We start from the raw sequence: 14,605 nt of genomic DNA, 5'->3' as shown, positions 1-14,605 counted from the left end.
GATTGAAACATAAAAATAACATATTTGTCAGGACAGCTGTATTTATGTGTATATTTTTTATGATAATAAACTCCAATGTGGTTTTTGCAAATAATTCAAAACATAACTTGAATGAAGATTTACAGAAGGACAATAAAAAAATAATTTACTTAACTTTTGATGACGGACCTAGCAAACTTACAGATAAGTTTTTAGATATACTAAAGGAGAACAATGTAAAAGCTACATTTTTTCTCATAGGTAATCAAATAGAAGATAATGAACAGGTAGTAAAAAGAATATATAGTGAGGGTCACAGTATAGGACTTCACACATATACTCATAAATATAGAAAAATATACAAAAATGGTGACAGTTTTATAGATGAAATGAATAAATCTAACGAATTGATAAAGAAAATTACAGGGAAGGAAAGTCACTTAATAAGATTTCCAGGAGGGAGCAGGAAACACCTAAATAAAAGGTTTTTAGAGAAATTGCACAACAATAAGTTCAAAATATATGACTGGAATATACAGGCATCTGATGGAATTAATCCAAAGATTCCACCGTATAAACTAGTCAAAGAGGCTACTAAAGATCCAGATAAACACAATCCAGTAATACTTTTAATGCACTGCGATTATATGCATAAAAATACTTGTATTGCTCTCCCTGAAATAATAAAGTACTATAAATTACAGGGCTATGAGTTTAAAACTATAACAGAAGATACAGGGGAGGTTTATTTTCCAATAAGAACTAATAAAGCTTCTTCATTTTTAGAAAAGTTATTTAAAAATTAGTAAATGTAATAATATAGTTTTTATAATTGAGGTTTGAACTTATACGTAACATATAATCTATAGTTGAGAATATTTAAATACAAATTTTTAATTGTAAATAAATGTTATGAAGTATTCTCAACTATTACTTTAATCTATTACAATATCAGTATATTATTGTACAACCATTGCCAATATTAATAAAATTTTAGTATATTATATCAAATTATCCCAATATTGATTGAAATTAATACCATTTTTGTTTAAAATGAAAATGGTATTTTTGTGCTATAGATAAAATAAAAAATTAGACTAAGATTAAATAAAATCCATGAATTTTATAAATAACATGAATTTTGCCAATAAGAACAGTATTAATATGGGGGTAAAGTAAGTGATAGAAAATTTTTTAGATAAAAAAGCTACAATATTAAAAAAAGAAAAAAGAGCAAATAAAAGATATAAGTATGACTATAATTTTAAAATTGAAAGCGTAAATTTAAAAGAAATAAATTTAGATGTGCTAGGTGTAAATATTTCTACTAATGGAATAGCCTTTATCTCCAATATAAGTTTTGAAAAAGGCGACATGTTATCAATTGCCTTTAAATTTAATAATGTAACTATACCTGCAATTATTAAAGTGCAGCACGTAAATATATGCGATACTGGATTTTTTGTTGGTGGTGAATTCATAGCTATGCAAAATATGTATAGAGAAGTATTAAAAAGAGGATGTGAGACTTTTTCTGTAAAGTAGCTTTCTATAACAATTCTTTAATGGCAGATATTATTAAAATTAAATCTCATCTTAATTTTCAATATATAATTTAAAAATAAGTATGTAAATAGCGCTTCCAAATTTCAATTGAAAACTCTATGTGGGTATTCTAGCTTAAAATCAACTGTAACTATTAATTTTTATGGGATTAATCTATATAGAGTTTGTAAGTGGAAGCTGAACTTATACCCGAAAATAATGCTGACAAAATTGAAATCACACTTAAAAACTTTTTTTATAAATCTTAGTGAGGTATTTTAGAAAATCTTAGAAGCTTATATATGTCTGAGGTATGAGTTTATATAAGTTTCTTTAGATTTTCAAAATACGGAACTTTAGACTTATCAAGTGATTCTTAGGTTCAGATGGAGTTTGCTTATAAGGATGACTTTCCCCAGCTGAATCTTAGAAGAACTTATCCAGGCGCGTAGCAGTGCTTACCCCCCACTTTGATAAAAGATGGGGGGTGTTAGCAATGGTAGCGATCGGATAAAAAGTTTTTAGTCTGATGAAATTTGTCAGCATATGAACTGGTATAAGTCAACTTCTCAGCTACAAACCTCATGTGTGCAGATTCTTTTTCATAATATCCATAAATGTATCTGGTGGAACAACTTTTACTTTAGAATTTTTATTTAACTCTGTTATTACTTTTTCTATGTCTTTCATAGATTTACTCCACGCATGAACGTACACAAATGTATAGGCTTCAGGTTTGGATATGTTGGTGCATCCTTTATTAACATAATTATTTATGTTATTTATAAGAGCATCTTCTTCTTCCAGTCCAGACCAGAGTACATCTCTGCAGGATACCACTGGTTTTCCATTGCTCCATACAATTTTACCTTTATAGTCATTTTGCTTATTATAATTAAGGTAGAATATGCCGTCAATATTTGAACAAGTAGTGTATTTATCCCATAATTTAGTATCATAAAGTGACCAGTCATCCAAAACTGATACATACCTTTCATCTACATCTGCCATATAATTGTTTAATCTTTTCAGATATGCGTTTAAAGAATCTTCCTTAAATTTACTAGGGTACATATAACCATTGCCAGAAGGTGATACTATAAAGTTATCTCTATAAGGAATTGAAGATGCATTTTTATAATATAGTTTAAAAACTGTAGGTGCAAGTTCATATATAGAAGGATTTATGCTGAATCCCATATTAAAACTACCTCTTTTAGGAGATCCGTACCATTTTTCAGATCCATAATTACTCCCAAGGTTCCACTGCTGGTTATCTCCATCTGACATTATAAAGGTTACGTAGTGCATAGGTTGAGAAAAAAGTTTTTTATCAGGCTTTACACTGCTTTTTTGTGTTAAAGGTACTGATGGGAAGGCACTTAATACTGTTAAATTGTAAGACCAATCTGCAGGAACAATACTTACTCCATTTTTGGAAGCTGCACTTACATTACTGTGTTCGTCAGGCCCCCATCCAAGGCATGTAGAGTCCTTTTTCATAGACCCGAAAACTTTATCTCTTAGTGAGAAATCTTTTAAATCATCCTCATAAAATACTAAACATTTACTCATGATTCCATAATCTCTAAGAGGAGCATTTTTATTTGGAGACAGCTCAATTACAACGGAATGATTTAGTCCTGAATTCCACAAATTATTATAAGCCCAATATTTATCGGTGTTTATACAGTTGCCCTGCATTTTAATTCCTGCACTTTTAGCCTTATCTTCTATAGATTTATCTATAACTATAGAATTTTTTAATGCTGCAAGAGAGCAGGCGTTGTTAATAGAAGGGTTTTTTTCAGGGTAACTGCTGTAAAGTACATATCCAGATACTAGAGATTTAAATTTATCTAATAAATACCAGGGATCTGTTACTGTAGTATAGGTTACCCCGTAATTTGTTTTTAAATCATCCAGCCATATTTTGTAATCAGGTTGATTTTTGTTTAAAGTATATATTTGAGAATTTGATTTATCTGATATTACTCCCTGAAGGGTGACTATCATAGTTTTTTCTGCAGGAGTTAGATCATTTTGGTAAATTACATAAAGGTGATGTGGTATTTTTGAGTTTTTTACATAATAAGGCTTGCCTAAAAAAGCATGTACATTTGGAATAAATGCACCAATTAAAAAAATAGAAAGAATTAATACAATAAATTTTTTAAATTTCATATGAATTTACCTCCTGATTTTATTATGCGGTTTTTTGGCTAGTTTATTAGAAATTTCATTTGGTAAAGTATAGCAGCAGCTGTTTAAAAAAATAAGAATATTTTTAGGCGCATAATATTTGGAGAAACTCTAATTTTAAAAAATATATTGACAATAAATTTCCTGTATTCTATTATATAGAAAGAGTTTAATTAAATATAGTGATATGCAAAGAAGAGGATTAGTAGAAATGATATTTTTTTAAGAGAGGAAACGGGTGGTGAAAGTTTCTAAATGTACATTTTGAACCTACCTTTGAGTTCTGTTAGAATACAGCGGTAATTGCCGTTATAATTATAATTGAGAGAATATGTTTAATGTTTTAAATATATTAATCAGGGTGGTACCGCCGATATAACCTCGGTCCCTTTTGGGATTGGAGGCTTTTTTATATTTAAAGGAAAACTAGCTACACTAGATTCAAATTTTGGAGGTAATTAAAATTGAGTAAAAAGATGGTAGAACAAATAACATCAAGAGATGAAGATTTTGCACAGTGGTATACAGACATTGTAAAAAAAGCAGAATTAGCTGATTATTCAAGTGTAAGAGGGTGCATGATAATACGTCCTTATGCCTATGCTATGTGGGAAAATATTCAGAGTTATTTAGATAAGAGATTTAAGGAAACAGGACATCAAAATGTATATATGCCTTTATTTATTCCTGAAAGTCTTCTTCAAAAGGAAAAAGATCATATAGAGGGATTTGCACCAGAAGTTGCTTGGGTAACTCACGGTGGTAATGAAGAACTTACAGAAAAATTATGTGTTCGTCCAACATCAGAAACATTATTTTGTGAACATTATGCTAAGATAGTTCAGTCTTATAAAGACTTGCCTAAGCTTTACAATCAGTGGTGTTCTGTAGTTAGATGGGAAAAGACTACAAGACCTTTCCTTAGAACTACAGAATTTTTATGGCAGGAAGGTCATACTATACATGAAACTAAGAAGGAAGCACAAGAAGAAACTACAAGGATGCTGAATGTATATTCGGATCTTTGTGAAAAAGTACTGGCTATTCCAGTATTAAAAGGACAGAAAACTGACAGTGAAAAATTTGCAGGAGGAGAAGCTACATATACTATAGAAGCACTTATGCATGATGGAAAGGCACTTCAGGCTGGTACATCCCATTACTTAGGACAGAACTTTGCAAAATCTTTTGGAATGCAGTATTCAGATAAAGAAGGAAAACTTCAATATGTATACCAGACTTCTTGGGGTGTAACAACCCGTCTTTTAGGAGCAATTATAATGGTACATGGCGATGATAATGGACTCGTAGTTCCACCTAGAATAGCTCCTACTCAGGTAATTATAGTACCTATAGCACAGCATAAAGAAGGAGTACTGGATAAGGCAAATGAGCTAAAAGATAGAATAGCTAAATTTGCAAGAGTTAAACTTGATGACAGTGATAAAATGGCTGGATGGAAGTTTAGTGAATATGAGATGAAGGGAGTTCCTATACGTCTTGAAGTAGGACCAAAGGATATCGAGAAAAATCAAGTTGTACTTGTAAGGAGAGACAGTGGAGAAAAGATAATAGTATCCATGGATAACTTGGAGAAGGATATACCAGATCTTTTAGATAAAATTCATGATGGTATGTTTGAAAAGGCAAAAAATCTTATAGAAAACAATACAAATAATGCTGTAAATATGGAAGAGTTTAAAGATATAATGGAAAATAAAATAGGCTTTGTAAAGGCTATGTGGTGTGGAGACGCTAAATGTGAAGAAAAAATTAAAGAAGTTACTGGTGCATCTTCAAGGTGCATTCCATTTGAACAAGAACATATTTCAGATACCTGCGTGTGCTGTGGTAAAAAAGCTGATAAATTAGTTTATTGGGGAAAAGCATACTAATATATGTTTAGTATAATTTGTCAACTTTCGTACACAGGAAGTTTTGGCTTAATATAAAAAATTGCAAAGCACTTTTTAGAGGACAGTTGACAGAGGACATAGGACATAGGACAGTGAAGGTAAGTTTTCTTCCTTATGTTAGAAAACTAATTTATTTTTTGAAGCTTGTTTTGCTAATGCAAAAAAGCTTCAAATTTATATAAGTCAGCAATATTTCGCTTTAGCGAAATAAGTCATTAAAAATTTAATTAAAGATTTTTCGTAGTGCAGCGGAGAAAAATCCTCCTTCACTGTCCTCTGTCAATTGTCCTCTGTCCTCTCAAAAATATTGCGACGCAAAATTTTTAAACTGCGAAAGTTGAGCAAGTTAGATATATTAAAAAAGAAACCTGCATTAGTATATACTTTAATTTAATTTGTGGAAATACTATCAAAAATTTTGATAGTATTTCTTTTTGGTGAATAAGCTTAGTGGTTACTTGCAAATATCATAGATATTTGGTTAAAAATAACTTTAAAAATATTTTGTAAATACTAGTAGGAAAAAGAGTATTTATTGCTATAATATAAGTAGATTACGAGTTGAAATAAAGTGGAGGCTTACATATGTTTAATAGCAAAAAATTTAAAGGTAACAAATTCAAATATGTTATTTATTATTCACTATTAGCTGTTATAATTGTGTTTATAGTTAATGAATACTCTAGTCAATTAAAATATGAGCACATAAAATATAGTGATTTTATAAATTATATTAACCAAAATAAAATATCTAATGTACAAATATCCAAGGATAGGCTAATAATAACCCCTAAGGATAAGGATAAAGCTCACAAAGGAAAAATACTTTATACTGAAAGGGTAGATGATCAGGATTTAATTAAAAAGTTAAATGATGCCAAAGTTCAGTATGAAGGTGTGTCACAGGAAAGCTCTCTAATGAGAAGCCTTTTTACAAATTGGATTTTACCCATAAGTATAATTATGTTTTTTGGAAGCATTTTAATGGGAAGACTAGATAAAAAAATGGGCAGTGGAGTTATGTCCTTTGGAAAGAATACCGCTAAAATATATGCGGAAAATGAAACTGGCGTGAACTTTAATGATGTAGCAGGACAGGAAGAAGCTAAAGAATCTCTGATTGAAATAGTTGATTTCTTGCATAACTCTCAAAAATATGTATCAATAGGTGCAAAGCTTCCTAAGGGGGCACTCCTTGTAGGGCCACCAGGGACAGGAAAAACTCTTCTTGCAAAGGCTGTAGCAGGAGAAGCTAAAGTCCCATTTTTCTCTATATCGGGTTCTGCTTTTGTAGAGATGTTTGTAGGTATGGGTGCATCTAGAGTTAGAGATTTATTTCAACAGGCACAGGAAAAAGCTCCTTGTATAGTATTCATAGATGAAATAGATGCCATAGGTAAAAGTAGAGGCGGCAACATATCTGGAAATGATGAGAGGGAGCAAACTTTGAATCAACTTCTTGCAGAGATGGACGGATTTGATTCTTCTAAAGGAGTTGTAATTTTAGCAGCTACCAATAGACCAGAAGTACTTGACAAGGCACTTTTAAGACCAGGAAGATTTGATAGAAGGGTTATAGTAGATAGGCCTGATTTAAAGGGAAGAGAAAGTATACTTAAAGTTCATACTAAGGGAGTTAAAGTTTCAGAAGATGTAGATTTAAATTCTATAGCAAAATCGACTCCTGGAGCTGTAGGAGCGGATTTGGCTAATATGATAAATGAAGCTGCTTTAAGGGCAGTGAAAAATGGTAGGGAAGAAGTAATTCAGGAAGACTTAGAGGAATCAGTAGAAGTAGTTATGGCTGGTAAAGAAAAGAAGGATAGAATTTTATCTGATACTGAAAAAAGAGCTGTTGCTTTTCATGAAGTAGGTCATGCACTTGTGGCTGCATTATTAAAACATACGGATCCTGTACATAAGATAACTATAGTTCCGAGGACCATGGGTGCACTAGGTTATACGATGCAGCTTCCTACAGAAGAAAAATATCTTGTTAGCAAGGAAGAAATGATAGATAAGATATGTGTCATGCTAGGGGGAAGATCCGCAGAAGAAGTAGAGCTTAATAGCATATCTACAGGTGCATCTAATGATATTGAAAGAGCTACGGAAACAGCTAGGAGCATGGTGACTATGTATGGAATGACAGACAGATTTGATATGATGGGGCTAGAATCAATAAAAGATAGATATTTGGACGGAAGACCGGTGCAAAATTGTAGTGCGGAAACGGCCTCAATTATAGATGATGAAACTTTAAAAATAATAAAAGAATGTCACGAAAAGGCAAGAAGTATTATTAAAGAAAATAAGGATTTACTCATAAAGATATCTGAAAGTTTAATTGAAAAAGAAACTTTAATGGGAGAGGAATTTATGGACATAATAAAAGAATATAATGACAAAAAACAGGAAACTCAGGATACAAAACTCTGATTATGGACTACTCTAAGGCATTTGAAAGAAAACAGGATAGAATACTCACTGGGGTTATTTCTTTGAAAATGCCTAATGGGTAACTTATGAAATGGAGATAGTAATATGTATAGAGATGATTTAAAAAAGGAATTGGAGAAAGAAGTCGAGCTGGATTTTGAAAGGGAAAAATTAAAAGAAGTCTTAAAAGAAATTGAGGTACAAATTTTAGAATACATTGAGAGTAGAAAAAAAGTAATAGACTATATTTTAAAGCTAAGAGAAAAAAATTTGGAACAGTACGAAGATGATGAAGACAAAGTTATAGAATATTTTAACCATGAAATGTACGAAAAGGAAGAACAGTATAGACTAGTAAATAAAAGCATAAAAGAACTTACTATACTGAGCAATTCACCTTATTTTGGTAAGGTGAAATTTCAGGATGAATATGGAGAGGAAGAAATATACATAGGTAGGTTTGGTGTGACAGGAAGGAAAAGTTACGAACCTATTGTAATTGACTGGAGATCACCTGTATCTTCTTTGTTTTATGCAGGTAAACTCGGAACTGTAAAATATACATCTCCTATGGGAGAAGTAGAAACAGAAGTGCTTTCTAAGAGACAATTTATTATAAAAAAATCTAATCTAGTAGGTATGTTTGATTCCAGTATAGATGTAAAAGATGAAATCCTGCAAATGGTACTTAGCAAAAATGCTGGTGAAAAGTTAAAAGATATTGTAATGACTATACAAAAAGAACAGGACAATTTAATAAGACAGCCTAGAACAGGGGCTATTGTGGTAAATGGAGTAGCAGGAAGTGGAAAAACTACTATAGCACTGCATAGAGTAGCTTACTTATTATACAATTATAGAAAGGTTCTTCAAGGAAAGGTACTGATATTAGGTCCTAATAGCATATTTATAGATTATATTTCACTTGTACTTCCAAGTTTAGGAGAGGAAAAGGTTACTCAAACTACTTTCAGAGAATTTGCAGAGGATATGCTAAATGTGCCTTATATAATGGATTTTAAGGATTATATGGAAAAAGTATTAAGTGGCCAAAAAGACTTTTCTGAAGAAATTGAGTATAAGGGTTCTTTACAATATGTGCAGGATATAGATAATTTTATTGGCAGCTTGGAAAAAGATTGTTTTAAAATAGAGGATGTGTTTTTTTACGATAAACTTATAATGTCTGGAGAAGACATAGATAAGATGCTTAATTATTATTTTAAAGATATGCCTCTATTTAAGAGAAGTGCCAGGATAAAAAGAGTCATATACTCAAAGGTAAGGGATGAAAGAAACAGGCTAATAATATCTATACAAAAAGAATATGAAAATAAGGTGAAGAGTCTAACGGAAAGTGAACTAAATGATTGTGGAAATGAGCTGGAGTACAAAAGACGAAATGATATAAGAGATGTAATAAAAGAAGTAATTAATATCAAAAAAAATAAGTTAATCTGGCTTAAAAATCCTGATGTGATTACATTATACAATGATTTTAATGGAAATAAGTTGTTGATTTATGATGATTTAGCTCCTATTTTATATTTAAAAATAAAGCTGGAAGGGCTAAGATATAGAGATGAAGTAAGACATATAGTGATAGATGAAGCACAAGATTATTCTCCGCTGCAGTTTCGGGTTATTTATGAACTTACAAAGTGTAAATCTTTTACTATAGTAGGAGATACCAATCAGAAAATTATATTTTCAAAAGAGACACCTGCCGTGGAAAAATTGGAAAACATACTCCCGGATTTAGAGATAAAGCGTTTTTCATTAAATAAAAGTTATAGATCCACAAATGAGATAATTGATTATGCTAATAAATATCTAGAAGGGGATAAAACTGTACCTCTAGTTAGAAGTGGAAAAAAAGTTGTGGAAAAAAGGGTAGATAATTCCAAAGAACTTGTGGACAAAATACTAGATAATGTTGTAAAATTAAAAGAAAGAGGTTATGAAAGTATAGCCATAATTTGCAGGGATTTAAAAGATACGGAAGCTATAGGTAATTTAATAAAAGCAAGAATTCATATAAATGTGCTTGATAGAGAAGATATGATTTATTCCAGCGGCGAAGTTATACTTCCAAGTTATTTTGCCAAAGGTTTAGAATTTGACGCGGTTATAATGATAGATACCTGTGAAAAAAATGAAAATACATTAAAATATATAATGGCTACAAGGGCGCTGCATGAATTATATGTGTATAAGACTTCCTCGATTAATTAAAAGTTTACTAAGCTTCAGGGTTAAATCAATTATCCTGAAGCTTAGTGTTTATTTATCCGATCGCTACCATTGCTAACACCCCATATTCTACCAAAGTCGGGGATAAGCACTGCTATGCGGCTGGATAAGTTCTTCTAAGGTTCAGCTGGAGAAAGTCATCCTTATAAGCAAACTCCATCTGAACCTAAGAATCACTTGATAAAGGAGACATGATCTATGGGGGATAAATTACTAGAATCAATTGAAAAAGCTGAATTGAATCATACACTTGATAAAAGTGAAATAGTTGAATTATTTAACAGTAACGAACATAATGAAGAACTTTTTAAAGCGGCAGACAGAGTAAGAAAAAAATATGTAGGGGATGAAGTACATTTAAGAGGACTGATAGAATTTTCTAATATATGCAAAAGAAATTGCATGTACTGTGGACTTAGACGTGATAATAAAAATATCAAAAGATATAGAATAGAGCCGGATAAAATAATTGAATTAGCAAAAAAAGCAGTAGGATACGGCTATAAAACAGTTGTTTTGCAGTCTGGAGAAGACGATTACTATACTGTAGATAAGCTAAAATACATAATATCAAATATGAAGAAAATGGACATAGCTGTAACTCTCAGCATAGGTGAAAAAACTTTTGAGGAGTATAAAGCTTTTAAAGAAGCTGGAGCAGATAGATATTTAATAAGAATAGAAACTACGGATCCGGAACTGTATGCAAAAATGGACCCTGGGATGAGTTATGAAAATAGAAAACGCTGCTTGAAAGATCTTGGAAAGTTAGGATATGAAGTTGGTACAGGATGTCTTATAGGTCTTCCTGGCCAAACTTTTGAGTCGCTTGCAGAGGATATATTATTTTTTAAAGAAATAGATGCAGATATGGTAGGAGTAGGGCCTTTTATTCCAAATGCAGATACGCCTTTAAGAGATGAAAAAGGTGGAACGTTTATAAATGCTCTTAAAGTTATGGCTATAAGCAGACTAATTATGCCAGATATTAATCTTCCTGGTACAACAGCTATGGAAACTTTAAATCCAAGAGGCAGGACTATAGCTCTTCAGAGTGGAGCTAATGTAGTTATGCCAAATGTAACGGAAGGTGTATATAGGAAGCTTTATGCACTATATCCAGGTAAAATTTGCACAGGGGATACTCCTGCCCAATGCAGAGATTGTATAACCGGTAAAATAATTACTATAGGAAGGGTCATATCTGGTTCTAAAGGATTTAGAGTAAAAAATAGTTGAAATCATTAGATATTTGTGATAAACTTAGAACAATTTAATAAATTAGTTACCTTAGGGTAGAGGTGCTGTAACTATCAGTATTTATTTTTAGTCGGCGGACGTTGAAAAATAAAGAAAGGAGCTGCAGCCGAAAAAACTAGTTTGGCGAAACTGTTTTTGGCTTTGTACATAATATGTTCAAAGCTGTCATTGAAAAGGCATATTCATTTTATATGATTTAATGGATATACTTTTAGTGGAGAGCTACAAAGGTACACGACCATGCATATTTGTGCAGTATAGGTGTTGTGTCCCTTTACTGCACTATTTTTTTATAAGATTCATTGATAACAAACAATTTAGGGAGGAGTATTATGGCAATTATTGTTCAGAAATATGGAGGGAGTTCAGTAGGAACTCCAGAGAAGATAAAGAATGTAGCAAAGACGGTAGTTAGTAGGGTTGAAAATGGAGACAGTCTAGTAGTTGTAGTATCAGCTATGGGAGATACTACAGATGACTTAATAGCCCTTTCCAAAAAAATTACAGATACCCCAGATAAGAGAGAATTAGATGCACTTTTGTCTACTGGCGAAATGATGTCCTGTGCACTGCTTGCTATGGCTATCAAAGATTTAGGATATGATGCTGTAAGTTATACAGCTTATCAAATTGGCATAAAAACTAGTGGACAATATGGCAAATCTCTTATATGTGATATAAATGGAGAAAAAATAAAGAAAAGTTTGGATGAAGGAAAAGTTGTAATTGCAGCAGGTTTCCAGGGTATAAATGATAAAGGAGATATAACTACTCTGGGAAGAGGAGGGTCAGATACCTCAGCTGTTGCAATAGCTGTAAAGCTAAAAGGAAGTTGTGAGATATATACAGATGTAGATGGTATATACAGTGTAGATCCTAGAAAATATAAAGACGCTAAAAAGCTAGATGAAATAGATTATGAGGAAATGCTTGAACTTTCAAGTTTAGGTGCTCAAGTTATGCATTCTAGATCCATAGAATTAGCTCAAAAGTATAATATACCCGTATATGTGGGATTAAGCAATAGTGATATAAGAGGAACAGTTATTAAGGGGGTAGATAGTATGAATTTAGAGAGTAAACCAGTAACAGGACTTGCAACAAGTGATGAAGATGCAGCAATAACGCTAACAAATATTGATAACGACATAAACATTATTTCCAATTTATTTGAGAAGATAGCAGAAAAAAGAGTAAATGTAGATATGATAAGCCAAACTGCACCTGTAAGTGGAAAGGTGAATATATCATTTACTGTACCAAAAGTTGACTTAAAAGATTGTCTTACCATTTTAAAAAGCTATTTCAATGAAAAAACTAAGGTTGATATAGATGAGAACATTACTAAATTTTCAGTAGTTGGTATAGGAATGAAAACTACTTCTGGAGTAGTTGCAAAGATGCTTAAATTATTTAAAGAAAACAATATAGGTGTAAAGATGATAACTACATCTGAGATAAGAATTACTTGTGCTATAAAGCAAGAAGATAAAATGAAAACTATAAACTTAGTAGCAAAAGAATTTAATTTATAGTTTTATTCGGATAAATCTTGACGTATATTCGGAGTATGCTTATGAAATTAAGAGCATATTTAAAAACTTTTAGGAGGAAACCAGTGTGAAAATGATGGGTAGTATGGAGATCAGAAACAATGTTTTATACATTGGTGGGATGAGTACAGGGGAATTAGTGAAAGAATTTAAGACTCCTCTCTATGTAATGGATGAAGAATTAGTAAGGGATAGGTGCAGGAGATATTACAAATCTTTTGAGGCTGATAAAGCTAATAAGGTTACTTATGCAGGTAAAGCCTTTTTAACTTTGGCTATGTGTCAGATAATAAATAGTGAGGGATTGTATTTGGATGTAGTATCAGATGGAGAATTGTATACTGCACTAAAAAGCGGCTTTCCTATGGAAAAAGTCTATTTTCATGGAAATAATAAAACTTTAGATGAAATAGATATGGGAGTAAAATTGGGAGTAGGTAAGTTTGTAGTAGATAATTTCTATGAGATGGAAAAGATAAATTCCGCAGCAAAAAAATATGGTAAAATACAAGAAATACTCCTTAGAGTGACGCCAGGAATAGAGGCTCATACCCATGACTATATAAAAACAGGTCAAATAGATTCTAAATTTGGATTTACAATGTTAAATAATGAAGTTATGAATATAATAAAAAGTGCAGTTGATTTTCCTAATTTAAAATTTGTTGGAATCCACTGTCATATAGGTTCTCAAATATTTGAAACCAAACCTTATGAAGACGAAGTTGAAATTATGTTAAATTTAGTTAAAAAAGTAAAAGATGAATTGGGCTGTGAAGTAGAGGAATTAGACCTTGGCGGCGGATTTGGAATATACTATACCGAAGGGGATAAACCTAAATCTGTAGAAGATTTTTGCAGCATTATACTTCAAAAGGCAAAGGAAAAAGCTAAAGAGCTTGATTTAAAACTGCCTACGCTTGTGATAGAACCTGGCAGGTCTATAATTGGTAATGCAGGAACAACTCTTTATACCGTAGGATCTATAAAGAATATTCCAGGTATAAGAAAATATGTATCTGTAGATGGAGGCATGGCGGACAATATAAGGCCGGCTTTGTATGGTGCAAAGTACGAATGTGTTTTAGCAAATAGAGTAAATGACAGCATAAAAGAAACAGTTACCATAGCGGGAAAATCCTGTGAATCGGGAGACATATTGATAAAAGATGTGGAGCTCCCGGAAAGCAAAAGCGGTGACATATTAGCTGTGTTTACCACAGGAGCTTATGGATATTCTATGTCTAGTAATTATAATAAGATTCCAAAACCTGCAGCAGTTTTAGTAAAGGAAGGAAAGGCAAGGCTAATTGCTAAAAGACAAACCTTTGATGATCTAATAGAAAATGAAATAATGTTATAATTTAAATCCATCCTGAGTGTGAATTAATATTTTGTGGTTTTATTGGGAACAATAATCAAAGCAAAATTCTTTTTCACAGGAAAGGATGGATTTTT

9 protein-coding genes, 1 riboswitch and 1 other annotated feature are annotated in these 14,605 nt (G+C 31.7%); of the genes, 8 read left to right on the top strand and 1 reads right to left on the bottom strand.

Going from position 1 to position 14,605, the window contains the following annotated elements:
- Nucleotides 1-44 precede the first annotated feature (44 nt).
- Both CLAU_RS08175 and CLAU_RS08170 read left to right on the top strand, forming a co-directional pair.
- Entirely contained in the window at nucleotides 45-785 is a 741-nt protein-coding gene (locus CLAU_RS08175) for a polysaccharide deacetylase family protein (protein WP_174377512.1), read from the top strand.
- Between the two features lie 373 nt (nucleotides 786-1,158).
- On the top strand, nucleotides 1,159-1,524 hold the full coding sequence (locus CLAU_RS08170; protein ID WP_023162418.1) for a PilZ domain-containing protein: 366 nt from the start codon (nucleotides 1,159-1,161) through the stop codon (nucleotides 1,522-1,524).
- Nucleotides 1,525-2,106: 582 nt separating this feature from the next.
- Here the strand turns inward: CLAU_RS08170 and CLAU_RS08165 are convergent.
- Entirely contained in the window at nucleotides 2,107-3,708 is a 1,602-nt protein-coding gene (locus CLAU_RS08165) for a GxGYxYP domain-containing protein (protein ID WP_023162417.1), read from the bottom strand.
- Nucleotides 3,709-3,909: 201 nt separating this feature from the next.
- Nucleotides 3,910-4,119, top strand: a binding site (T-box leader).
- A gap of 83 nt (nucleotides 4,120-4,202) precedes the next feature.
- On the opposite strand from CLAU_RS08165, the gene proS reads away from it, so the two are divergent.
- The 6 genes from proS (at nucleotide 4,203) to lysA (ending at nucleotide 14,510) form a co-directional block, all read left to right on the top strand.
- Entirely contained in the window at nucleotides 4,203-5,621 is a 1,419-nt protein-coding gene (proS, locus tag CLAU_RS08160; protein ID WP_029702612.1) for a proline--tRNA ligase, read from the top strand.
- Nucleotides 5,622-6,227: 606 nt separating this feature from the next.
- Nucleotides 6,228-8,081: an ATP-dependent zinc metalloprotease FtsH gene (gene ftsH / locus CLAU_RS08155; protein WP_023162415.1), complete on the top strand. Its 1,854-nt coding sequence runs from the start codon at nucleotides 6,228-6,230 to the stop codon at nucleotides 8,079-8,081.
- A 105-nt stretch (nucleotides 8,082-8,186) separates the two neighbouring features.
- Nucleotides 8,187-10,316 carry a HelD family protein gene (locus CLAU_RS08150; RefSeq protein WP_023162414.1) on the top strand — a complete coding sequence of 710 codons (2,130 nt, stop codon included), beginning with the start codon at nucleotides 8,187-8,189 and terminating at the stop codon, nucleotides 10,314-10,316.
- A gap of 216 nt (nucleotides 10,317-10,532) precedes the next feature.
- On the top strand, nucleotides 10,533-11,573 hold the full coding sequence (hydE, locus tag CLAU_RS08145) for a [FeFe] hydrogenase H-cluster radical SAM maturase HydE (protein WP_023162413.1): 1,041 nt from the start codon (nucleotides 10,533-10,535) through the stop codon (nucleotides 11,571-11,573).
- Between the two features lie 49 nt (nucleotides 11,574-11,622).
- Nucleotides 11,623-11,827: riboswitch (Lysine riboswitch) on the top strand.
- Between the two features lie 99 nt (nucleotides 11,828-11,926).
- Nucleotides 11,927-13,129 carry an aspartate kinase gene (locus tag CLAU_RS08140; protein ID WP_029170197.1) on the top strand — a complete coding sequence of 401 codons (1,203 nt, stop codon included), beginning with the start codon at nucleotides 11,927-11,929 and terminating at the stop codon, nucleotides 13,127-13,129.
- Between the two features lie 94 nt (nucleotides 13,130-13,223).
- Nucleotides 13,224-14,510 carry a diaminopimelate decarboxylase gene (gene lysA / locus CLAU_RS08135; RefSeq protein WP_420806600.1) on the top strand — a complete coding sequence of 429 codons (1,287 nt, stop codon included), beginning with the start codon at nucleotides 13,224-13,226 and terminating at the stop codon, nucleotides 14,508-14,510.
- The last annotated feature ends 95 nt before the right edge of the window (nucleotides 14,511-14,605 follow it).

Origin of the sequence: Clostridium autoethanogenum DSM 10061 (assembly GCF_001484725.1) — a bacterium.
Classification (GTDB): domain Bacteria; phylum Bacillota; class Clostridia; order Clostridiales; family Clostridiaceae; genus Clostridium_B; species Clostridium_B ljungdahlii.
The sequence above is the reverse complement of the archived record's forward strand: the minus strand, read 5'-3'. Positions and strand labels throughout refer to the sequence as shown.